Source organism: Pseudomonas viridiflava (assembly GCF_900184295.1).
GTDB classification, from domain to species: domain Bacteria; phylum Pseudomonadota; class Gammaproteobacteria; order Pseudomonadales; family Pseudomonadaceae; genus Aquipseudomonas; species Aquipseudomonas viridiflava.
In genome coordinates this window covers 4,813,369-4,835,716 of sequence record NZ_LT855380.1, presented here as the reverse complement: position 1 = coordinate 4,835,716, position 22,348 = coordinate 4,813,369, and the positions used below count along the sequence as shown (strand labels likewise).

23 protein-coding genes are annotated in these 22,348 nt (G+C 59.2%); 11 read left to right on the top strand and 12 right to left on the bottom strand.

Annotation, left to right across the window (positions count from 1 at the left end; genetic code table 11):
- Positions 1-96: 96 nt before the first annotated feature.
- The 5 genes from rutF to rutA are packed head-to-tail and all read right to left on the bottom strand — an operon-like array spanning position 97 to position 3,680.
- Complete coding sequence (gene rutF / locus CFBP1590_RS21750) at positions 97-630, bottom strand: NADH-dependent FMN reductase RutF (protein WP_058431006.1); 534 nt, start codon at positions 628-630, stop codon at positions 97-99.
- Positions 631-642: 12 nt separating this feature from the next.
- Positions 643-1,422 (bottom strand): pyrimidine utilization protein D, encoded by a 780-nt coding sequence (gene rutD, locus CFBP1590_RS21745; protein ID WP_088235898.1) that lies wholly within the window; start codon positions 1,420-1,422, stop codon positions 643-645.
- Between the two features lie 41 nt (positions 1,423-1,463).
- Positions 1,464-1,847, bottom strand: a complete 384-nt coding sequence (gene rutC, locus CFBP1590_RS21740) for a pyrimidine utilization protein C (RefSeq protein ID WP_004885146.1) — start codon at positions 1,845-1,847, stop codon at positions 1,464-1,466.
- Between the two features lie 10 nt (positions 1,848-1,857).
- Entirely contained in the window at positions 1,858-2,598 is a 741-nt protein-coding gene (gene rutB / locus CFBP1590_RS21735; protein ID WP_029242116.1) for a pyrimidine utilization protein B, read from the bottom strand.
- The gene (gene rutA, locus CFBP1590_RS21730) at positions 2,598-3,680 is read right to left on the bottom strand and encodes a pyrimidine utilization protein A (RefSeq protein ID WP_029242117.1); all 1,083 of its coding nucleotides are present in this window, start codon (positions 3,678-3,680) and stop codon (positions 2,598-2,600) included. The genes rutB and rutA overlap by 1 nt, the downstream gene beginning before the upstream one ends.
- Positions 3,681-3,964: 284 nt before the next feature.
- On the opposite strand from rutA, the gene rutR reads away from it, so the two are divergent.
- From rutR to CFBP1590_RS21700, 6 genes are all read left to right on the top strand, one after another.
- Positions 3,965-4,708 (top strand): pyrimidine utilization regulatory protein R, encoded by a 744-nt coding sequence (rutR, locus tag CFBP1590_RS21725; protein ID WP_004885143.1) that lies wholly within the window; start codon positions 3,965-3,967, stop codon positions 4,706-4,708.
- A gap of 507 nt (positions 4,709-5,215) precedes the next feature.
- Positions 5,216-6,307, top strand: a complete 1,092-nt coding sequence (locus tag CFBP1590_RS21720; protein ID WP_088235897.1) for a BMP family ABC transporter substrate-binding protein — start codon at positions 5,216-5,218, stop codon at positions 6,305-6,307.
- Entirely contained in the window at positions 6,304-7,818 is a 1,515-nt protein-coding gene (locus tag CFBP1590_RS21715) for an ABC transporter ATP-binding protein (RefSeq protein ID WP_088235896.1), read from the top strand. The genes CFBP1590_RS21720 and CFBP1590_RS21715 overlap by 4 nt, the downstream gene beginning before the upstream one ends.
- Positions 7,811-8,926 (top strand): ABC transporter permease, encoded by a 1,116-nt coding sequence (locus CFBP1590_RS21710; RefSeq protein ID WP_029242244.1) that lies wholly within the window; start codon positions 7,811-7,813, stop codon positions 8,924-8,926. The genes CFBP1590_RS21715 and CFBP1590_RS21710 overlap by 8 nt, the downstream gene beginning before the upstream one ends.
- Positions 8,926-9,852 carry an ABC transporter permease gene (locus CFBP1590_RS21705; protein WP_029242245.1) on the top strand — a complete coding sequence of 309 codons (927 nt, stop codon included), beginning with the start codon at positions 8,926-8,928 and terminating at the stop codon, positions 9,850-9,852. The genes CFBP1590_RS21710 and CFBP1590_RS21705 overlap by 1 nt, the downstream gene beginning before the upstream one ends.
- A 96-nt stretch (positions 9,853-9,948) precedes the next feature.
- Positions 9,949-10,653 carry a YiaD family glycine zipper/OmpA-like lipoprotein gene (locus tag CFBP1590_RS21700; protein WP_004885138.1) on the top strand — a complete coding sequence of 235 codons (705 nt, stop codon included), beginning with the start codon at positions 9,949-9,951 and terminating at the stop codon, positions 10,651-10,653.
- A 521-nt stretch (positions 10,654-11,174) separates the two neighbouring features.
- Here CFBP1590_RS21700 and yihG read toward each other — a convergent pair.
- From yihG to CFBP1590_RS27910, 3 genes are all read right to left on the bottom strand, one after another.
- Positions 11,175-12,074, bottom strand: a complete 900-nt coding sequence (gene yihG, locus CFBP1590_RS21695) for a 1-acylglycerol-3-phosphate O-acyltransferase, YihG family (protein WP_088235895.1) — start codon at positions 12,072-12,074, stop codon at positions 11,175-11,177.
- A gap of 60 nt (positions 12,075-12,134) precedes the next feature.
- Positions 12,135-14,228: a phosphate acetyltransferase gene (gene pta / locus CFBP1590_RS21690; RefSeq protein ID WP_058432174.1), complete on the bottom strand. Its 2,094-nt coding sequence runs from the start codon at positions 14,226-14,228 to the stop codon at positions 12,135-12,137.
- Positions 14,229-14,305: 77 nt separating this feature from the next.
- Positions 14,306-14,611 (bottom strand): DUF3565 domain-containing protein, encoded by a 306-nt coding sequence (locus CFBP1590_RS27910; RefSeq protein ID WP_122414972.1) that lies wholly within the window; start codon positions 14,609-14,611, stop codon positions 14,306-14,308.
- A 13-nt stretch (positions 14,612-14,624) separates the two neighbouring features.
- Here CFBP1590_RS27910 and CFBP1590_RS21680 point away from each other — a divergent pair, with 13 nt between their 5' ends.
- The 3 genes from CFBP1590_RS21680 (at position 14,625) to CFBP1590_RS21670 (ending at position 17,009) form a co-directional block, all read left to right on the top strand.
- Complete coding sequence (locus tag CFBP1590_RS21680; protein WP_029242247.1) at positions 14,625-15,110, top strand: FKBP-type peptidyl-prolyl cis-trans isomerase; 486 nt, start codon at positions 14,625-14,627, stop codon at positions 15,108-15,110.
- Positions 15,111-15,240: 130 nt separating this feature from the next.
- Positions 15,241-15,729, top strand: a complete 489-nt coding sequence (locus tag CFBP1590_RS21675) for a glutathione peroxidase (protein WP_029242248.1) — start codon at positions 15,241-15,243, stop codon at positions 15,727-15,729.
- A 176-nt stretch (positions 15,730-15,905) separates the two neighbouring features.
- Positions 15,906-17,009 (top strand): NADH:flavin oxidoreductase, encoded by a 1,104-nt coding sequence (locus tag CFBP1590_RS21670; protein WP_058432175.1) that lies wholly within the window; start codon positions 15,906-15,908, stop codon positions 17,007-17,009.
- On the opposite strand, the gene CFBP1590_RS21665 is transcribed toward CFBP1590_RS21670, so the two are convergent.
- Positions 16,978-18,198, bottom strand: a complete 1,221-nt coding sequence (locus CFBP1590_RS21665) for a glycosyltransferase family 4 protein (RefSeq protein ID WP_058432176.1) — start codon at positions 18,196-18,198, stop codon at positions 16,978-16,980. The two genes, CFBP1590_RS21670 and CFBP1590_RS21665, sit on opposite strands and share 32 nt — an antisense overlap.
- 326 nt (positions 18,199-18,524) lie before the next feature.
- Here CFBP1590_RS21665 and CFBP1590_RS21660 point away from each other — a divergent pair, with 326 nt between their 5' ends.
- The gene (locus CFBP1590_RS21660; protein WP_231500883.1) at positions 18,525-18,947 is read left to right on the top strand and encodes a flagellar protein FlhE; all 423 of its coding nucleotides are present in this window, start codon (positions 18,525-18,527) and stop codon (positions 18,945-18,947) included.
- Between the two features lie 40 nt (positions 18,948-18,987).
- Here CFBP1590_RS21660 and CFBP1590_RS27990 read toward each other — a convergent pair whose 3' ends face one another.
- The 3 genes from CFBP1590_RS27990 to cysZ form a co-directional block, all read right to left on the bottom strand.
- Complete coding sequence (locus tag CFBP1590_RS27990) at positions 18,988-19,728, bottom strand: hypothetical protein (RefSeq protein ID WP_191625398.1); 741 nt, start codon at positions 19,726-19,728, stop codon at positions 18,988-18,990.
- A 347-nt stretch (positions 19,729-20,075) separates the two neighbouring features.
- A complete protein-coding gene (locus CFBP1590_RS21650) occupies positions 20,076-20,432 on the bottom strand; it encodes a hypothetical protein (RefSeq protein WP_043305741.1) in 357 nt (118 codons plus the stop codon).
- A gap of 181 nt (positions 20,433-20,613) precedes the next feature.
- Positions 20,614-21,375, bottom strand: a complete 762-nt coding sequence (gene cysZ / locus CFBP1590_RS21645; protein ID WP_088235894.1) for a sulfate transporter CysZ — start codon at positions 21,373-21,375, stop codon at positions 20,614-20,616.
- 287 nt (positions 21,376-21,662) lie between these two features.
- On the opposite strand from cysZ, the gene CFBP1590_RS21640 reads away from it, so the two are divergent.
- On the top strand, positions 21,663-22,262 hold the full coding sequence (locus tag CFBP1590_RS21640; RefSeq protein WP_004885127.1) for a peroxiredoxin: 600 nt from the start codon (positions 21,663-21,665) through the stop codon (positions 22,260-22,262).
- Positions 22,263-22,348 lie beyond the last annotated feature (86 nt).

The window sequence follows — 22,348 nt, the reverse complement described above, 5'->3', positions numbered from 1 at the left end:
GGCTTGTAGCTTTAATGGGTTGTGCCTCCAGCGCTTGATAAAAACAATCAATGACCGTGACAGAGTGGTCGGCGGCCGAGAGCGCCGACCGGTCTTTCAAATCGTCGGCAGGACACCGGGCAGCGGATGATATTGACGTCCGAAATACACCAGCGCGTCCGATTGGCTTTCATGCCGGATGTCCTGCACCTCGCAGAACAGAATGTCGTGGGTGCCGACACTCACTGACTGGCTGATTCGGCAGTCCAATGCCAGCTTGGCGCCATCGAGTAACGGTGCGCCGGTCAGACCTTCCAGCCATTGGCCGCCAGCGAAGCGCTCGGCCTGAGAGTTCTTGCCGCCAAACAGGTTGGACAGCGCCTGCTGCTCGTGACCCAGCGTGTTCACGCACAACGTGCCATTGCCCACGAAGGCCTCGTACACCGATGCACTGCGGTTGATGCAGACCAGCAGCGTCGGTGGCTGGTCGGTCACGCTGCAGACTGCGGTCGCGGTGAATCCGGCCCTGCCGTGCGGGCCATCGGTGGTGATCACGTTGACTGCGGCAGCGAGGCTGGACATCGCGTCGCGAAATTGAAGCTGGGTGACGGCAGTGGTTTCGGCTGGGCGTATTGCGGATTGAGTGTGCATGGCAACGGTCCTTCAGGCCTGGGCGCTGAGAAAGTCGAGCAGGGCTCGGTGAAAGGGATGAGGGTCAGTGATGTTCGAGGCGTGACCGCCGTATTCCAGAAGCACCAGCCTGGCGTCGGGGAGCGTGTCGGCCAGATGCTGTGAACGCTGCCATGGCACCAGCATGTCGTCGCGATTGGCGATCAGCAGCGTCGGGGTGCGAATGTCCGCAAGGTTCGCCTCGATGTCGAAGCTTTCCAGCGCATGAATGCGCCGCAGCAGGTTGTCGGTGTCGGGGAAGTGCGCCAGCGCGTGCGCCTCGTCGCTGGCAAGCCGCGTGGTGTTCGCCGCGATCCAGTCGGCCGGATAAAGAAACAGCGCCTGGGCCTGCACATAGGCTTCAGGCCCGCTGTTCAACAGCAGTTTCTTGCGCACCGAAAAACAGCGGGCACTGTGCGGATTCGGGCTGCTCCAGGCGTTGATCAGCACCTGACTGTCCAGCAGTCGCGGGCGCAGCAGCGACAGCTCAAGCCCGACCAGCCCGCCCAGTGCATGACCCATGAAGTGGCAGCGCTGAATGTCGAGCGAGTCGAGCAGTTCCAGCAGTTCGAGCGCCATGTGGCGAATCGAATAATCCGGCGGCAATACGGCGGGGCTGCGTCCAGTGCCCGCATGGTCGTAGACCAGCACCTGATAGTCACGGGTCAGGATCAGCAGGTCGTCGGCCCAGTATCGGCTGGAGCCGCCGAGGCCCGAACTGAGCACCAGTGTCGGGGCGTCGGCTGTTTGCGAAGCGTGAAGTTCATGGAACATGCAGGCGCTCCAGGTGGGCGGCGAGCGCCCACGTTCGAGGTTCAGCCGATGTGGGCGATGCTGGCGATTTCAATGAGTGCTTCTGGCTTTACCAGGCCGCACTGGATGCAATAGCGCGCCGGTTTCTCGCCCGCGAAGTACTCGGCATACACTTCGTTGACTTTGGCGTAATCGGCCCAGTCGCGAATCATGATCATGTTGAAGGTGACGTCATCCATCGTGCCGCCTGCGGTTTCGATCACGCTCTTGATGGTTTCCAGCACGTGACGGGTCTGTGCAGTCGCATCGCCGACATGCACCACGTTGTTGTCCTTGTCGAAGGGCAGGGTGCCAGACACGTAGAGCACGCCATCGGCCATCGAGCCCGGTACGAATGGGGCAATCGGCTTGGTGGTGCCAGCAGGAATGATCGCTTTCTTGGTCATGCTCAGATCCTCACAAAGGTTGCCCGACCGGGCTGAAGGTGGTGCAGAAATCATCGACGCTGGAGACCCAGCCAAAGAAGGTTTCGATGTTGAACAGGGCGGCCTGCTGAGCGAACTCGGGGCCTGCCTGATGAGTGGCGTCGGCCAGAACCACGCCGAAATATTCCAGGTGAAAGCCGTCACGCAAGGTCGATTCGACGCAGACGTTGGTGGCGATTCCGGTGAACACCAGATTACGAATGCCACGGCTGCGCAGCACGCTGTCGAAGCTGGAATTGAAGAAGCCGCTGTAGCGAATCTTCGGCACCACGATATCGCCGGGTTCAGGCTTCAGTTCATCGACCAGCTGATAGTCCCAGCCGCCCTTGGCCAGTAACTGACCTTCAAGTTCGGGCCGCTTGCGCATGGTTTTCAGTGCATTCGACTTGTGCCAGTTGGGTGAGCCGGGGCCGCCTGCTTCCACGTAGGCCGGGTCCCAGCCGTTCTGGAAAAAGATCACCGGGATACCGGCCGCACGTGCGGTGGCGCAGGCCTTTTTGATGTTGGCAATGACCGGTCCCGTGCTGCTGACATCGAACCCGGCCAGGTCCAGGTAGCCGCCGAGCGAGGCGTAGGCGTTCTGCATATCGACCACCACCAGCGCCGTCTCGCCAGCTTTCATGCGCAGGGCTTCGGGGCGGGCGGGCAGGTCGCGGGCGGGTTGCAGATCGGGCGGCAAATCCACACCGGCAATCGTTGCAGGCCCGTTCATCAAACCACCTCCTTGAGCGGCAGGATGTGACTGCGGCTGCTCATCAGTGGCTGAATCTTCTGACCGAAATCTTCGACGCCCTTCACGAAATCGTCGAAGGTCAGCATCACGCCCTGAGTGCCAGGAACGCTGGCTACTTCGTCGAGCATCTTCGCCACATTGGCCCAGGAGCCGACCAGCGTGCCCATATTGATGTTGACCGCCGAGGTCGGGTCGGCCATCTGCCGCAGGTTCGAGCCTGCGCTCTTGTCGGCCGAGCCCTTGTCGCTCAGCCAGGCAATGGCTTCCTCGTCGGCGCCGTCCTTGATGTGCTCCCAACGAGCGCGTGCGGCTTCGTCGGTGTCATCGGCGATGATCATGAACAGTACGCAGGAGGTGACGTTGCGCCCGGTCTGTTCGTTGGCCTCGATCAGCTTCTGCGCGGTGGGCGCGAACGCGGTCGGGGTGTTCACGCCTTTGCCGAAGCAGAAGTTGTAGTCGGCGTACTGGGCCGAGAACGCCATGCCGGCTTCACTTTGCCCGGCACAGATCAGCTTCATGTCGGCTTTCGGACGTGGACTGACGCGGCAGTCCTGCATGCTGAAATGTTCGCCCTGAAAGTCACTGCTGCCGGTGGCCCACAGGTCACGCAGCACCTGTGCGTATTCGGCCAGATATTCGTAGCGGGTGTGGAAGAACTCATCGCCCGGCCACAGGCCCATTTGCTCGTATTCGGGTTTCTGCCAGCCAGTGACCAGATTGATGCCGAAGCGGCCATTGGAAATCGAGTCGATGGTCGACGCCATTCGCGCGGCAATCGCGGGCGGAATGGTCAGCGTCGCGACTGTGGCGAACAACTGGATCCTGCTGGTCACGGCGGCGAGTCCGGCCATGAGCGTGAACGACTCCAGATTGTGTTCCCAGAACTGCGTCTTGCCGCCGAAGCCGCGCAATTTGATCATCGACAGCGCGAAGTCGAAACCGTAGTGCTCGGCCTTTTGCACGATCTGTTTGTTGAGGTCGAAGGTGGGCATGTACTGCGGTGCGTTGCTGGAAATCAGCCAGCCGTTGTTGCCGATGGGGATGAAGATACCGATGTCCATATGAGGCCTCTCTGCGATAGTCGATGCGTGCCCCAGGGACAACGGGCGGCACTTGAACCGAACTTGCATGGAGCGGGCCAGCTTTGGTTTGTTGTTATTATTCAAATGGTTAGGAAATTAATTCGTTTATTTCGGACCATTTGGTCTGGATTAGAGCACTTGGTTTGTGCAGGGCGCACGCTGATGGGGCATGCGGCGGATAAATGCGCGGCGCGGTTCGCATCCATATCGACAAAGTGTGTCCGCCCGTTAAGATGCCTGCTTATTTCGGCATCACCGGATGGATGTGCGTGAACAAGAAACCTCCCGTGACAGAGCCCGCGAGCAAACGCGTGCGCAAGGTCAAGCCCGACAAGGCAGTCAAGGCGACCCGCGAGCCCAGTGCATCCGCCCTCAAGCGACGCCTGCGGCTCATGGAAGGCAAGCGCAGCGTGATTCTCGATGCCGCGCTGGAAATCTTCTCCCGTTACGGCGTGCATGGCAGCAGCCTGGATCAGGTGGCGAGCCTGGCGGACGTGTCCAAGACCAACCTGCTGTATTACTTCAGCAGCAAGGACGACCTGTATCTGAACGTGCTGCGCCAGTTGCTGGAAGTGTGGCTCAGCCCCTTGCTGCACTTCACTGCCGACAAGGACCCGCAGCAGGCCATCGGTGCCTATCTGAAGGCCAAGCTGGAAATGTCCCGCGATCATCCGGCCGAGTCCCGGCTGTTCTGCATGGAAGTGATGCAGGGCGCGCCGCTGATACAGGGCGAACTGCAGCATCCGTTGCGCGACACGGTGCAGACCAAGGTCGCGGTCATTCAGCACTGGATCGACAGCGGCCAGTTGGCGCCAATCAATCCGCATCACCTGATCTTCTCGTTGTGGGCGACCACCCAGCATTACGCAGACTTCCGCACGCAGGTCGAGGCGGTGACGGGCAGAACCCTGGATGACCCCGAGTTCTTCGACGAGGTTCTGGAGAGTCTGCGCAGCATGATCCTGGACGGCATCCTGCCGCGTGGTGCTTCGTCAAAAAAGCCTTGAGCCTCTGACGAAACGCTATCCAATGTGGTGGCGCCACCACGTCTTCGACGTAGCGCTGTCGCGCAGCAAACACAGGACCGTGGGAGCGGACTTGTCCGCGAAGAGGTGGTACAGCCGATGTAAGTTCAGCGACTGAAATGCAGCATTCGCGGACAAGTCCGCTCCCACAAAATCCAGTTTCTTCAGTGGTTTATAGGTTGTTTGATAAGAGGCGGCTTGCCGGCGATGGCATCAGTCCAGTCGCTGATGTGTTGCCTGGGAAAATGCCTCGCCGGCAAGCCGCCTCCCACAGTCCGATGTTTGCCGTACGCACCCCGGCTGAGCAGCAACCGGTCACTCTGCACAAACCAAGTGCTCTGAATCGGACCATCTGATCCGTTTTGATCATGCTGTTTTCTACAGTCCATTGTTTCATAACGTCTTTTCTTCGGTGGCATGGATGCTGCTATTGCCTGCTGGGTCGGCCCCGCGCTGTTCTTGCAGGCCATTACCCTCAGGAAAACGTCTATGTACAAGAAACTGTTGCCCGGGACTTTGTGTGCGGCTGTTGCGTTCGGGATGGGCAGCCTTGCCCAGGCGGAAGGGCTGACCCTCAAAGGCCCGGCGAAAATCGCCATGGTGTACATCAGTCCGCGCAACGACGGCGGCTGGACCCAGGCATTCGACGAGGCGCGGCAAAAACTGGAAAAGGATCTGGACACTAAAATCCAGTACGTCGAAAGCGTTCCTGAAAACGCGGCTGCCATCACACCGGTGGTCGATCGCCTGATCGCACGTGGCGCGAACATCATCGTCGGTACGGCTTTCGGTTACTCCGACACCTTCCTGACACTGGCCAAAAAATACCCTGAAGTGGCGTTCCTGAACGGCTCGGGCACCACCAACGCGCCCAACCTGGAGTCGTTCTACGGTCGCACCTATGAAAGCCAGTACCTGTGCGGCATGGCAGCAGGCGCCGCGTCGAAAACCGGCAAGCTGGGCTTCGTGGCCGCCAACCCGTTCGGGCAGGTCAACTGGACCATCAATGCCTACGAGCTGGGTGCGAAGCAGATCAACCCGAAGGCCACGGTCGCGGTCGTTTACACGGGTGCCTGGAACGACCCGGTCAAGGAGCGTGCGGCAACCATGGCGCTGATCGACAACGGGGTCGATGTGGTCGGTCAGCACGTCGACAGCCCCACGCCGCAGATCGTCGCCCAGGAGCGCGGTATTCACGGCACCGGTCACCATCGCGATCTCAGCGAATTTGCGCCCAAGGCCACCGTCTGTTCGTCGGTCTGGGTCTGGGACCGATTCCTGGGGCCTGAACTCAAGAAAGTCATCGCCGGCAACTGGACGCCCGCAGCCAATGGCGCGCTGCTGTCGATGGAGCAGGGCGGTACTGACATCAGCCTGACCAAGGACGCGATTATTTCTGCGGACAACCGGCAGAAGATCGAAGCTGAGCGCGCCGAACTGCTGGCTGGTCGAAAAATCATCTACAGCGGCCCGATGGCGGATCGAGACGGCAAGGAGCGCATCGCCGTCGGGCAGCATTTGTCTGACCCTGATTTGTGGAAAATGGACTGGTTCGTCGAAGGCGTGATGACTCAGCAATGAGTCAGGTCAATGCGCTTCAACTCACCGGGATCAGCAAGTCGTTCGACGGCTTCAAGGCGCTGATCGACGCCGACTTCACCGCTCACTGGGGCGAGGTCCATGCGCTGTTGGGCGAGAACGGTGCGGGCAAATCGTCGCTGATGAACATCGCCGCCGGTCTGTATGCACCGGAAACCGGTTCGCTGTTCATTGACGACAATCCGGTCCAGTTGCAAGGCCCCAAGGATGCGAGCCGCTACCGGATTGGCATGGTGCATCAACACTTCAAGCTGGTGAAGCCGTTCACGGTGGCGCAGAACATTCTGTTGGGGCTGCGTGAACAGCCGGGCGAGGGTGGTTATCGCAAGCGTCTGCGGGCGCTTGAGCAGGAGATTGCCGCCAAGGCCGAGGAATTGGGTTTCGTGCTCGACCCGACCCGCAACGTCGACAGCCTGTCGGTCGCCGAACAGCAGCGTGTGGAGATTCTCAAGGTGCTGCTGGCCGGTGCGCGGATTCTGATTCTTGACGAACCCACGGCCGTGCTCACCGATCAGGAGGCCGAGCGTCTGTTGATGACCGTGCAGACCTTTGCCCGACAGGGCGCAGCAGTGGTTCTGGTGACGCATAAGATGGCCGACGTGAAGCGCTACGCCGACCGGGTGACCGTGATGCGCGGCGGCAGAACGATCCAGACCCTCGACCCGCAAAGCGTCAGCGTTCAGCAACTGGTGCAACTGACCGTGGGCGATTCCGCACCGGTCAGCGAGCGCAGTCCGGCCATGCCCGGCGAGGTCCGTCTGCAGGTCAGAGACCTGCACAGCGCTGAGGGCAATAACGCGTTGAACGGCGTAAACATGACCCTGCGTGCCGGGCAGATCTACGGCATCGCAGGCGTCGGCGGCAACGGTCAGGCGGAACTGGCCAACGCGCTGATGGGGCTGCCCCAACCCACCGAAGGCGAGATTCATCTGGCGCAGTTCGGTGATCTGCGCACCGCATCGACCGAGCAACGGCGTCAGCTGCGTATCGCCTCGATCCCGGCAGATCGCTACGGCGCGGCGCTGGCCGGTTCGCTGTCGGTGGCCGAGAACTTTGGCGTGGGCAATATCCATGGCGGCCAGTACGGCTCGTTCTGGCGCATGCGCTACTCGCGTCTGAAGCAGGACGCGCAAAAGGCCGTCGTGGATTTCGATGTGCAGGGCGTGCGTTCGCTCGATCAGAAAGCCGCGCTGTTGTCGGGTGGTAATGCGCAGAAGCTGGTGATCGCTCGAGAGTTCAGCCGCGACCCGCAACTGGTGCTGGTCCACAGCCCCAGCCGGGGCCTGGATGTTCGCGCCACACAGGCTGTGCATGACCGGCTACGGGCGGCGCGTGATGCAGGCGCAGCCGTGTTGGTGATCAGCGAAGACCTGGACGAGGTTCTGACCCTGTCTGACCGGATCGGGGTAATGAACGGCGGGCGCATCGTCGCCGAGTTCGAGCATCCCGCCGACCGTCAGGCCATAGGCAAAGCGATGGTGAGTCATGACTGAATCGACTGTTTTGCACGCAGGCAGTGCGCCGCGAAGCCCCTTGCTGTCGCGACGCTACACATTGGAAATACGCCAGCAAACAGGCTGGCCGCTGCAAGCGCTGATCATTGCGCTGGCGTTGCTGGTCGGCTTGGCCATCTGCACCGCCATTCTGATCATGGCGGGCGTTCCTGCGGATGAGCTGCTCAATGAGTTCGTCATGCAGACCGTATTCGATGCACAGAACTTCAAGGCCGTGCTGTTTCAGGCCTCGCCCATGATCATGGTCGGTCTGGCAGGCTGCATGGCATTCCGGGCGAGGTTCTGGAACCTGGGGCTTGAGGGGCAGATGATTTGGGGCGCCATCGGTGCCACGGCCATTTCGCTGTTTGACGTGGGGCCGGACATGCTGCGCCTGCCATTGATGATGGCGGCTGCCATCGTCTGCGCGATGCTCTGGAGTCTGGGGCCGATCCTGTTGAAGCTGAAGTGGCAGGTCAATGAAATCATCTCGACCCTGATGCTCAATTACATCGCCGCCAATTTTCTGCTGCATCTGGTCTACGGCAGTTGGAAAGATCCACGGGACAACTTTCCGTATTCGCCTGCGTTGCGCAGTTTCGAGCGCCTGCCGGACCTGTTTGCCGGATACAACGCGGCCATCGTGCTGGCGCTGCTGGTCATGCTGCTGACGTTGTGGTTCATCGGCATTTCCCGGGCCGGTCTGTACCTGCGCTTTGTCGATGCCAACCCGAAAGTGGCCGGTGCGGTAGGCGTGCCGGTGCGCAAGATGATCATGGGCACTGTGCTGCTGTCGGGCGCACTGGCGGGGCTTGCGGGGTTTGTCGTGACCTCGGGACAGGAGGGTCGTTTGACCCAGTCGTTCTATCAGGGTTATGGCTTTTCCGGGATTCTCATCGCGTTTCTGGCGCGCAACAATCCGGTGGCGGCAACGATTGTGGCGCTGCTGATCGCCATGCTGTTCGTGGCGGGGCGCAACCTGCAGGTGTTCTATCAGATCCCGTTTTCGATGGTGCAACTGATCCAGGCGATTCTGGTGATCTGCGTGGCCTCGTCCGATTTCTTCATTCGTCATCGCCTGCGACGCATTCAGGCAGGAGCACGCTGATGGACCTTCTTTCTCACTGGTTGGGCAGCGCGCCGGATTTTGCAGTGCCCTTTGCGTTGGCCGCGCTCGGCCTGATTCTGATCGAACGCAGCGGCGTGCTGGCGCTGGGCGTCGAAGGCATGATGCTGGTAGGCGCGCTGGCGGGCATCGGCATGCAATTGAGTGTCGGCTCGCCCGGCATTTCGCTGCTGGCCTCGATGGCGGCGGCGGGCGTGGTGTCGTTGCTGTTCGCCTTGATGGTGTTGGTGTTGCGGATCAATCAGGTGATCGCCGGGCTGGCGCTGGTGTTTTTCTGCCAGGGGCTGACCGGTTTGCTGGGTACGCTGCTGGGCTGGACCAATCGTCCGGTCAGCGGTCTGCAGGCCGTGGAGTTGTGGCCGCTGTCGGAGTTGCCCGTGGTGGGCAAGGTGTTTGTCCAGAATCCGCTGGTGTACCTGACCGTGTTGATCTTCTTCGCCGTGGTCTGGTTGCTGGAGCGCACGCGCACCGGTCTGCGTTTGCGCGCGGTTGGCGAAAACCCACAGGCGGCCGACGCGGCGGGCATTTCGGTGCTGGGCTATCGGCTGGCGGCCATTGTGGCTGGCTCGGCGCTGATGGGCCTGGCAGGCGGTTTCATTGCGGTGCTGAGCACCAAGATGTGGATCGCCGACATGACTGGCGGGCGCGGCTGGATCGCCGTTTCACTGGTCATCTTTGCGCGTTGGTCGCCCTGGCGTGCCTTGGCCGGGGCGCTGCTGTTCGGCGGCATCGAAGCGTTGATTCCGCAACTGGCAGCAACCGGCGTGAAGCTGCCGCAGTACTTCGTGTTGATGACACCCTATGCCGTCACCCTGCTGGTGATGGTCTGGGTCGCCGCTGGCAGGCGACAGTCCTCAAGCCAGCCGGGTGCGCTGGGTGAGCCGTATATTCGTGAAGAGCGGCGATGACTCAGCAGGCGGACGGTTCAGGCCGGGTTAAGGAATTTTTGACGGGCGCCATGCTCTAATCGGTCATTAGCGTTCGTCCAACCCAGGAGCTTCTGAATGTTCATGTCTCGTCGTTTGATTATTGCAGCCACCGCTGTGGCCATGCTTTCCGGCTGTGCGACGTCCAATCCCTATGACAATCAGGGCCAGGCTCAAAGCTCCGGTGGCATGAACAAGACTGCCAAATACGGCGGGCTGGGTGCCCTGGCTGGTGCGGTGGCCGGTGCCGCCATCGACCATAACCATCGCGGCAAAGGTGCATTGATCGGCGCTGCCGTGGTAGGTGCTGCATCCGCAGGCTACGGCTATTACGCGGACAAACAGGAAGCGGCGTTGCGTGCGAGCATGGCCAATACCGGTGTCGAGGTGCAGCGTCAGGGTGATCAGATCAAGTTGATCATGCCGGGCAACATCACTTTCGCCACCGACTCGTCGGCGATTGCCAGCAGCTTCTATTCCCCGCTCAACAACCTGGCGAATTCGCTGAAGCAATTCAACCAGAGCAACATTGAAATCATCGGCTACACCGACAGCACCGGCAGCCGTCAGCACAACATGGACCTGTCCCAGCAGCGCGCACAGAGCGTCGCAACTTACCTGACTTCCCAAGGGGTTGATCAGGCTCACCTGTCGGTACGCGGTGCCGGTCCCGATCAGCCAATCGCGAGCAACGCCGACGCCAACGGCCGCGCCCAGAACCGTCGCGTAGAGGTCAACCTCAAGCCGATTCCGGGTCAGCAATATCAGCAATACCAGCAGTAAGCTCCCTTACTGATGATCGTGCCCATGCTCCGCGCTCATCGTTATACACAAGTCCGCAAGACGCGCAAAACGGTGGGCAAAACGAAAGTGACTGACTGAATGCATACCCCGTGGGAGGCGGCTTGTCGGCGATGGCGTCAGTTCAGTTACTGATAGATCACTTCAGAAAAAGCATCGCCGGCAAGCCGCCTCCCACAGTCCGTGGTCGCAGCAAGACTCGGGTATAACGCTGAGCACAAGCATGGGCATGATCGGCGTGCTTGAGATCACGCTGATCGTTCCTACGCTCCGCGTGGGAATGCCGCTCAGGACGCTCCGCGTCCGCTCTCGAATGTGGCGCAGATGCTAGCCCAAGCTCCAGCGTTATCCACGTCATGCGCTCGGCTTACTGAATCCGCAATCTGTGCCATTTGTGACGCGGAGCGTCACGGGAGGCATTCCCACGCGGAGCGATGGGCACGATCAGTGTCGAGGCCGACTTGTGTGTAGCGATGAGCGCAGAGCATGGGTACGATCATGAATCAACCGCGATACTGCTCGTGCATCCGTTCCAGCAACTGGTCTTTCTCTTCCCACAGCGCGTTGATCCACTGCTGGAATTCCAGGCGGTATTCGCCGTCCTGATCGTAGTTTTTGCCCACGAACTGCTGCGGGATTCTGATCTCTTCGAAGTGGGCGACCACGTCTTTCACTCTGCCGCACAGCAAGTCCCAATAGCCCGGCCGGCCAGCGGGATAGTGAATGGTCACGTTGATGATCGACTCAAGCTGCTCGCCCATCGCATCCAGCACGAAAGCAATGCCGCCCGCCTTGGGTTTCAGCAAATGGCGGAACGGCGAGTTCTGCTCGGCATACTTGCCCGGCGTGAAGCGCGTGCCTTCTGCGAAGTTGAAGATACCCACCGGGTTGTGACGAAACTTCGCGCACGTGCGACGGGTGGTTTCCAGGTCCTTGCCCTTTTTCTCGGGATGCTTGGCCAGGTACGCCTTGGAATAGCGCTTCATGAACGGAAAGCCCAACGCCCACCATGCCAGACCAATCACCGGCACCCAGATCAGTTCCTGCTTGAGAAAGAACTTCAACGGTCGGATACGGCGGTTCAGCACGTACTGCAGCACCATGATGTCGACCCAGCTCTGATGGTTGCTGGTCACCAGATACGAGTGCTTGTAGTCCAGCCCTTCGAGGCCGGTCAGGTGCCAGCGGGTGTTGCACAGCAGTCTGATCCACGCATTGTTATTGCCGATCCAGGTTTCCTGAATGTGGCTCATCATCCAATCGGTGAGGCGCTGGGCGGCAGAGAAGGGCAGGCAGATCTTGAAGATCGTGACCACGAACAGCACCGTGCAGCAGACGACGGTGTTCAGCGCCAACAGCAGCGAGGCGAGGACGCCGCGCAATGGGGCAGGCAGGAAATCCATGAAGGATAAAGCTCCGCAGAAAAGTGGGATGCCGCAGATTTGCCTGCGGCACCTGTGTGTTTATGACGCCAGTGTATCGGCCTGAATGGCAGTCAACGCAATGGTGTAGACGATGTCGTCGACCTGAGCGCCACGAGGCAGATCGTTGACCGGCTTGCGCAGGCCTTGCAGCATCGGCCCGAGACTCACGCAGTCGGCACTGCGCTGCACAGCCTTGTACGTGGTGTTGCCGGTGTTCAGATCCGGGAACACAAACACATTGGCGCGTCCCGCGACCGGGCTGTCAGGCGCCAGTTGCCGTGCGACGTGCTCGTTGGCGGCGGCATCATACTGCAGCGGTCCGTCGATCAATAGATCACGCTTGGTTTCGCGGGCCAGTTGCGTAGCTTCGCGGACTTTCTCGACCTCTTCGCCGCTGGCCGAATTGCCGCTCGAATAGCTGATCATCGCCACGCGGGGCGAGATGCCGAACGCGATGGCGGAGTCGGCGCTTTGCAAGGCAATCTCGGCCAGTTCGCTGGCGCTCGGGTGCGGGTTCATGATGCAGTCGCCATAGACCAGCACCTGCTCGGGAAACAGCATGAAGAATACTGACGACACCAGCGTGCAGCCCGGCGCGGTCTTGATCAGTTGCAGGGCAGGGCGAATAGTGTTTGCAGTGGAGTGAACGACGCCTGACACCAGCCCGTCGACCTCATCCAGCGCCAGCATGACCGTGCCGATCACCACGGGATCTTCAAGTTGCTGCTCGGCCATGGGCGCGTTCAGGCTTTTGCTTCTGCGCAGGTCCACCATCGGCGCAACGTAGCGCTCGCGAATCAGGTCCGGGTCGAGAATTTCCAGCCCCGGTGGCAGCTCGATGCCGTGGGCCTGTGCAACCGCTTGCACCTCCTCAGGCTTGGCCAGCAGTACGCAGCGCGCAATGCCGCGGGCCTGACAGATCGCGGCCGCCTGAATGGTCAGCGGCTCGTTGCCTTCCGGCAGCACGATGCGCTTGTTGGCGGCCTGCGCACGCTGGATCAACTGATAACGGAACACGGCAGGCGACAGGCGCAATTCGCGTGGCGTACCACAGCGCTGATGCAGCCACTTGGCGTCCAGATGGCTGGCGACGAAATCCGTGATGATTTCCGCACGCTCGCGGTCATCAATGGGGATTTCCTTGTTCAATTGATTGAGGCGATTGGCAGTGTCGTAGGAGCCGGTGCTCACTGACAGAACCGGCAGTCCTGCCTGCAACGCGCCGCGGCACAATTCCATGATGCGCGGGTCAGGTACGGTATCGCTGGTCAGCAACAGACCCGCCAGCGGCACGCCATTCATGGCGGCCAGGCTTACGGCGAGAATGATGTCGTCGCGGTCGCCCGGCGTCACCACCAGCACGCCTGGCTTGAGCAGAGGCACGGTATTGAGCACGGTTCGCGCGCAGATAATGATCCGCGACATGCGACGCTGATCGTAATCGCCTGCGTTGAGCACCTGAGCGCCCAGCAATTCGGCGACGTCACGGGTACGCGGCGCGTTGAGTTCGGCCTGATAGGGAATACAGCCCAGCAGACGGAAATCGCCATTGCGCAGCAGTGGTGAGTGCTCCTTCAGACGAGCGGCGAAGACTTCCATGCTTTCGTCGGTGCGCACTTTGTTGAGAATGACGCCAAGCACCTTCGGGTCCTTGGGGCCGCCGAACAACTGAGCCTGTAATTCGACCCGTCCGGACAGCTCGGTCAGCACCTCGTTTTCCGGCGCGGACACCAGAATCACCTCGGCATCCAGGCTCTTGGCCAAGTGCAGGTTGACCCGCGCGGCATAGCTGGCGCTGCGTGTCGGCACCATGCCTTCGACTACCAGCACATCCTTGCCGACGGCTGCCTGCTGGTAAAGATTGATAATTTCTTCAAGCAGCTCGTCCAGCTGCCCGTCGCCCAGCATGCGTTCGACGTGCGCCAGAGCAAGCGGTTTGGGCGGTTTGAGGCCGTGGGTGCGGGCCATCAGTTCGGTCGAGCGTTCCGGGCCCAGATCGCCGGGATGCGGCTGGGCGATCGGCTTGAAAAAACCGACTTTCAGGCCGGCGCGCTCCAGAGTGCGCACCAGCCCGAGGCTGATGGAGGTCAACCCCACGCCAAAATCCGTGGGGGCGATGAAGAACGTCTGCATACTGGCTTCTCGATTGAGCAGTGCAAGGGCAGTGGCGAAGGTGAACAGCCGACAACCGTAAAAAGACCGGGAACCGTCTAATGCGGATCCTCTTTGCCAAGACTATCGTTATCCGCAGCTTTCGCACACCAGCCGCAGTGAAAGCCCTGACCTATTTTCTGTTGGCGTTGAGCGGGGTCCAGCACCCATGCCCGCGATTGCCACGGCGGCTGGTGACGAAGATGCTGCGTGTGGCCGCAGGACAGCATCGCAACCCAGTGTCCTTCTTCGTCCTGCCGGAAATCGATGACCGTTGACTTTTCCAATTGGGCCCGTCTGTCAGAGTTGCGTTCGCTTTCGGGCGATGGCTTGGTTAAACTTGCTCGTTCTTCAATCTTAAGCAAAGGTCTTGTCCCCATGCCGATCGCCGCCAATAAGGCTGTCTCCATTGACTATACCCTGACCAACGACGCTGGTGAGGTCATCGACAGCTCCACCGGTGGCGCGCCGCTGGTTTACCTGCAAGGTGCTGGCAACATCATTCCGGGCCTCGAAAAGGCCCTTGAAGGTAAAGATGTCGGTGACGAGCTGGATGTCGCCATCGAGCCGGAAGAAGCCTACGGCGAATACTCCGCCGAACTGGTCAGCACCCTGAGCCGCAGCATGTTCGAAGGCGTTGACGAGCTTCAGGTCGGCATGCAGTTTCATGCTTCCGGCCCTGACGGCGGCATGCAGATCGTGACCATTCGCGATCTGGACGGCGACGACGTCACTGTCGACGGCAACCACCCGCTCGCCGGTCAGCGTCTGAACTTCAAAGTGAAAGTCGTGGACATTCGTGATGCCAGCCAAGAAGAAATAGCTCATGGCCACGTTCATGGCGAAGGCGGCCATCATCACTGATTTGTGCTGCTAAGCTCAGATCACTGACAAAGGCGCTCTGGCCGTTCTGCGATGACGACTTTCGTTTCGCGTACGGTCATTGCGCCTTTTCGGGTTCTGGCGCAAGGCTCGGGTTTCAAGGGGGTTCTTCATGAGTGCTTTTCACGACATCAAGCTGAAAGCGCTGGATGGTCAGGAGCTGTCACTGGCTCCGTTCAAGGACAAGGCGGTTCTGGTTGTCAATGTCGCTTCGAAGTGCGGTCTCACACCGCAGTATGCAGCGCTCGAGAACCTGTACCAGCAATACAAGGACAAGGGCCTGATGATTCTGGGACTGCCCTGCAACCAGTTTGCGGGCCAGGAGCCGGGCACCGAACAGGAAATTGCCGAGTTCTGCGAGCTCAATTATGGCGTGACCTTTCCTCTGGGCGAAAAGCTTGAGGTCAACGGTCCGCATCGTCATCCGCTCTATCGCCTGCTGGCGGGTGAGGGTGCCGAGTTTCCCGGTGATATCACTTGGAATTTTGAAAAGTTTCTCGTTCGAAAGAGCGGCGAAGTCATCGCACGCTTCTCGCCGCGTACAGCGCCTGATGATCCTGCCGTCATTCTGGCAATCGAAAAAGCGTTGGGTCTGAACTGATCAACCTTCCGGGTGGCCTCCGACTCTTTGGCCACCCCATGTTTTTACCGCTTCTGTACTCAAATCAGTCAAATCAATAGTACTGGGCCTGCGCTCCCGGTCAGCCCTATGCTGCGCCTCTGATCCGGCATTCTTCGCCGAATCGCTATCCCTCAACTCTCGTCGGAGACCCGCGCATGCCGGTAAAAGCCTTGTTCAAACCCTTTCATCTGGGCAGCCTGGAATTATCGTCACGTGTGGTCATGGCGCCTATGACGCGCTCGTTCTCGCCCGGCCATGTGCCGAACTCGAAGGTCGTCGAATATTACCGGCGTCGGGCAGCCGCAGGCGTCGGTCTGATCATCACCGAAGGCACGACGGTGAACCACAAGGCTTCCAATGGCTATCCCAACGTCCCGCAGTTCTTCGGTGAAGCGCCGCTGGCGGGCTGGAAGAAAGTGGTTGATGCCGTGCACGCCGAAGGTGGCAAGATCGCCCCGCAGCTCTGGCATGTCGGCGCGGTACGTCGCCTCGGCACCGAGCCGGACGGCAGCGTGCCTGCCTACGGGCCGATGGAAAAGGTCAAGGACGGGCAAGTGCTGGTCCACGGCATGAGCAAGCAGGACATTGATGAAGTGGTGGCTGCGTTCGCGCAGGCAGCAGCGGATGCCAAGGCCATCGGGATGGATGGCGTGGAGATCCACGGTGCTCACGGCTATCTGATCGACCAGTTTTTCTGGGAGGGCAGCAACCAGCGCACCGACGAATACGGTGGTAGCCTCGCCAACCGTTCGCGCTTTGCCATCGAGCTGATTCAGGTCGTACGCGCTGCGGTCGGACCGGATTACCCGATCATCTTCCGTTTCTCACAGTGGAAGCAGCAGGATTACACCGCACGTCTGGTGCAAACTCCGCAGGCGCTGGGTGAGTTCCTGCAGCCGCTGTCGGACGCCGGTGTGGATATCTTTCACTGCTCGACACGTCGGTTCTGGGAAGCGGAATTCGAAGGCTCCGATCTGAACCTGGCAGGCTGGACGCGCAAACTGACCGGCAAACCGACCATTACCGTCGGCAGCGTTGGCCTGGACGGCGAGTTCCTGCAATTCATGGTCAACACCGACAAGGTGGCTCAGCCGGCCAGCCTGGAAAATCTCTTGCAGCGGCTGGGCAACGATGAGTTCGATCTGGTCGCCGTAGGTCGTGCGCTACTGGTCGATCCCGATTGGGCAGTCAAGGTGCGCGAAGGGCGTGAGCAGGACATTCTGCCGTTCAGTCGAGAGGCACTGACGACGTTGGTCTGATGGTCTGACGAGCAACCTTTGCGACCTCGACTTCAGTCACGCTTTCCCGGGGCGTGGAGACGTCCAGCAACTGCCGTTCGAACTGATCGATGATTGCCGCCCAGCCCTGACGACTTGCGTGCTGCCTGGCATTCAGGCGCACGCGGCGCAGGGTTTCGCTGTCTTCCAGCAGCCAGTGCGCGGCGTCTATGAACGCCGCTTCATCGCCTGGCATGGCCAGCGCGCCATTGTGGCCGTGACGAATATGCTGCCCGGCGGCCGCTTCATCGTAGGCAACCACGCCCAGACCGGACGCCAATGCTTCCAGCACCACGTTGCCAAAGGTTTCAGTCAGGCTGGGAAACAGAAACATGTCGCCTGACGCATAGTGCGTCGCCAGCGCCTCGCCCCGTTGCGTGCCGCAGAGGATTGCCTCTGGAATCTGTTGTTCCAGCCAGGCTCGCTGAGGCCCGTCGCCGACAATGATCAGCTTGAGGTTGCGTTGCGGGTAACTCGCCTTCAGCGTCTCGAAACTGGCCTTGAGCAGCCCCAGATTCTTCTCTGGTGCGAGCCTGCCGACATGAATTACCCCCGTGTCATTCGCCCCCAGACCCCAGCTTTCGCGCAAGGACTGTGAACGCCGTGAAGGGTGAAACAGTTGACTGTCCACGCCCCGCGACAGCAACTCGATGCGCTCGAAACCGCGCCGCTCCAGCTCCACTTTCTGGCTGACGCTGGGCACCAACGTGATCCGCGAACGATTGTGGAACCAGCGCAGGTAATGGGTGATCAGGCGAGTGATAAAACCCATGCCGTATTGCTGTGTGTATTGAGGGAAGTTGGTGTGGAAGCCGCTCACCACCGCAATTCCGAGACGTCTGGCAGCACGTAACGCGGAAAGCCCCAGCGGCCCCTCGGTGGCGATATACAGCACATCCGGCCGTTTGCGCTGCCAGCGGCGCAACAACTTGTGCATCGAAGACTGCCCCCACTGCAATCCCGGATAGCCCGGAATCGGCCAGCCCCGGCACAGCATCAGATCATCGGCTGCGCTCGATACAGCGTCCTCGCTCTGGCGGGGACGGATCAGCTCGACCCGGTGCCCGCGCAAGCGCAAGCCGTCGCACAGCCGCCCCAGGGTGTTGGCAACGCCATTGATCTCGGGGCTGAAGGTTTCAGTGATAAGCGTGACATGCAGGGATTGGCTCATAGGAAGAGTTTCGACCGTAGACATGTCGGTTATGTGGCGGGTTTGTGATGGATTTGTGATCGGGTGCTTCGGGGCGGGGGTGTGTCAGGTTGTGGTTTCAGATGCCATGTTCAAGCCAAGTCTGTTGCAGGGACTACATGACGTTAATCTTCGTCTTAAGAAAAGGTGAGTTTTTTCGTTAAGTTCGTTGTGGTATTTATTTAAACTCTTATTTGTTCATTTTTTGAGTAACGTCTGGTTATCGGATTTTTATATCCGTCTACCGCTACGCAGTGGTTCGGCAGTGTCCGTTCGGCTGTTAGGGAAATTACTCAAGGATTGAATAAATGAAATTTGACTTCAAAAAATTGAAGCGTACTCGCTCGGCCGCAGGAATTGCATTGGCACTCTGCGTTTTTTCAGGAACGACTGTCGCGGGCAGCTATCAGTCGTCGGTCAGGTTGCCTGTGATACATTCGAAAGATTATTTATACAAGGCTGATTTGCCCGTTGGCAGAGGTGTGCCACCGGGTGCGGTGATTAAAAATGTAAGCTGGAACTGGAATGTGACGGGCTGGCCTCAAGGGCTGGAGGTTTATCTGTGTCAGGTTCCCAGTCCGTGTGTGGACATCTCTCGTCAGAGGCGAGGTTCGACGGTCAGTTTTAATGGACGATTTGCAGCCCAGCTCCTTTCGTTTAAGCTCAGGATCGGGGCCGCTGGACGTACACCCGTCGCTGGGCATTTAGGTACTGTCACGGTGAGTTGGTAGTCTTTTAGCCCCGCCCTGATGCGCTCGGGCGGGGCGCGGTTTACCAGTTGGTCATCTTTTTAAAACGATCAGGCAGGCCGTCGCTGAAATCTATTAGCTTTTTTAGCAGTTCCAAGTCGGATGTTCCCTTTAAGACTTCTGTCTCATACAGCTGATTTCGTTTTTCTCTGACCGAGTGTAGCATGTCTGAAAAATACGCCTTTGATTCTCTCGTTACAGGCTCGCCTGTAGAGTAGTATCGAATGACAGGGTAGTCCGAGAGGTCAAGCAGTTCGAGGTTCATTGTTCTGTGCATAAAATCGTGAATAAGCACTTTAAGTTCCGCGGAGTCATTGATTGCCTCTTTTACCCGATTCTTCTGAGCTGCTCCGTTCGTTTCAAACTCATGGCCCGACGCGTAGGGCTTGTGTAGCGTACTTCCCAGTGCAAGTCCTGGGGGATGACTGTGTTCTGCTCCTGCCTCCTTTGACCTTCCAGCCTGAACCGCCATGGACGCAGAGACTCTCTCCATCGCCGCAGGCCTTGCCGAAAAGCCCTTCTCTTCAACTGCAGACCTGCGCTGCTCAATACTCATGTTCTGCATAAAGAACGAGGAGCGCGGTTGAACCGGGCGACTCAGCGTCGCGGAGGCAGGCGTTATCGAGCGTTCCTGTCTGGATGACTCCGCACGCTTCAATATCTGAGAAAACTGGCCTGGTCGAGATGGCGCAGCTTTTTCCATTCCCGCAGATTGACGTGTTTTGCCGCTTTGTGATGCGGCCGATAGTGTTTGAGTTTCCATGGCATTGCCCTCCGTGTGGTTCAGGATGCAGAGCAAGTCGAATGCCAGTTTTGGAGTTTCTTTAAGGTCCTACAAGAACGAGGCAGGAAAGATTGAGTTAACTATTATCGTCCTACATACGATGCCTACACGTAGCAAGTGTCGGCGGGAGGCAGACTTTTTCCGCTTCGGGTAAAAGTTTGCCGCAGTTCTATATGTAAGGGTGAGTGGGTGTAAGAGTTTGTACAGTGAGCTGTAAGATTGTTCTGATTGCCGGATTTACTGAAGAGCCGAAGATCACTGATGTCCTGTTATCTCTATAAGGCCACTGTCCGGAGTGTAGCCCGGACAGTGGTCTCAGGCACGTATCAGCCGAAGTCGGCCACCAGTTGATTGATCAGTTCAGCCACCTTGTCCAGGCTTGGCTCGGCAATGCGGTGTTCGTCGGCAAATGAATACTGAACGCTGAACAGTCCGCTATCCGGCCCGTCGGCGTACTCAACTTCATCGTTTTCATAAACGCGGTGCCACGCGTCTTCGCTGATGGAGCGGGAAAAGATGACCATCCTTTCTCCGACACTGGTGCCCATGCCATTGATGAACGCTTCGTCCGGATCGATGCCCCACTCGGACAGTTGGCCGACCAGAAACTCCCGGATCTGCGCTTTGATATCTTCGGCATTGCCTTGTTTGGCGAGTACATTTGGGTTGTGTTGCGTCGTCATGATCTAACTTCCTTGTCAAGTTCATGTGTCTTCATGTGGCTGCGTTGCAGCCTTGCATGAACAGGTTGATTGAAACCCTATTAGACATGCCTTTTGCATTGCGCGAGTTGTAGATAATTACACGCAGTGATTTTTTACAGGGCTGCCGGAAGCGGGGCTTCCGGCAGCATGTCCCTGTTCATCAGGCACCGGTAACCCGGCTCGGCAAGGCATCAGCCCCGCGCTCACGCACCCAGAACAATGTCGCCCCGGCCACTGCTGCCGGCATCATCAGAATGTTGACCACCGGAATCAGCAGCGCCACATACACGATGCCGCCGAAACTCAGGCTCTGCCAGCGTTTGGACTTGAGCCAGGCAAGCATCTCGTTCCAGCCCAGCTTGTGGTTGTCGGCCGGGTAGTCGATGTACTGGATGGCCATCATCCACACGCCGAACAGCAGCCACAGCGGGGCGGCGATGATGTTGGCCACGGGTATGAATGAAAGGATGAACAGCCCGAGCATGCGCGGCAGCATGTAGCCCAGTTTGCGTGCCTCGCGGGCAAGGGTGCGGGGTACCAAGGCAACCAGTTCGGCCCAGCTGAAGTCCGGGGAATCATCCACGCCGCGCACCACGGCTTCGACCTTCTCTGACAGAAAGCCGTTGAACGGCGCAGCAATGATGTTGGCGACCATGGTGAAGGTGAAGAACACCATCAGCAGCACCAGCGCGACGAACAGCGGCCAGAGGATGTAGGTGAGAAAGCTCAGCCAGTGGGGAAGCGTGGGCATGAACGCGTCGACCCAGAGTTCGAACTGATGTATCGCCAGATAGATCACGCCGCAGAACAGCACCAGATTGATGCTCAACGGCAGCAGGACGAACAGGCGCAGTCCAGGGCTCAGGACCAGTTTCAGGCCTTCCTTGAGGTATTGCGGGCCGGTAAGGGCAGGAGCAGGCATGGCAGCCTCCGAAAGCTTGAAAGGCGTGACCTTACCGGCTTTGCGATGGCCTTGAAAGAGGAGGCTTGAAGCCGGTCTGGCAGGGCTGATCCGGCTTGTGGTCGATCCGTCGCCTTTGAGAGGGATAATCTGAACATCGCCACAGACACAGGATCAGAATGGCCTCTGGGTTGTATAGAAGCGGCCTATAAGGTGGATTGTGAAACGATATTTCCTTACTCTCTGCCACCCCGATAGGCTTGTCACCAATTTCAGGACCTGTCCTTACAATTTTCATGGAGTTATCAATGAGCGTACTGGTAAACAAGTCAGCCCCGGATTTCGACGCAGCAGCAGTATTGGGTGATGGTTCCATCGTCGACAGCTTCAAACTGTCCTCCCTGCGCGGCAAGTACGTGGTCTTGTTCTTCTGGCCTCTGGATTTCACCTTTGTCTGCCCCTCGGAAATCATTGCCCACAACAACCGCATCGCCAAATTCCGCGAGCTGGGTGTTGAAGTGGTTGGCGTTTCCATCGATTCGCAATTCACCCACTTCGCGTGGCGCAGCACTCCGGTAGAAAAAGGCGGCATTGGCGAGGTCGAGTTCACCATGGTGGCCGACGTGAAACACGAGATCACTCGCGCCTATGGCATCGAACACGACGACGGCGTTGCACTGCGCGCATCGTTCCTGATCGACAAGGCTGGCGTTGTCCAGCACCAGGTGGTGAACAACCTGCCGCTGGGTCGTGACGTGGACGACATGGTGCGTCTGGTCGAAGCGCTGCAGTTCACCGAAGAGCACGGCGAAGTCTGCCCGGCAGGCTGGCGTCCGGGCCAGAAAGGCATGAAGGCCGACGCTCAGGGCGTCGCCGATTACCTTGCTTCCAACGCCAAGAGCCTGTAATCGATGGCGGCGGCCTGGCTCAGCGTCAGGTCGCCGCATCAGAATTGTCAGGACGGCCGAGCGGTTTCGGCCATCCTTACTTATCC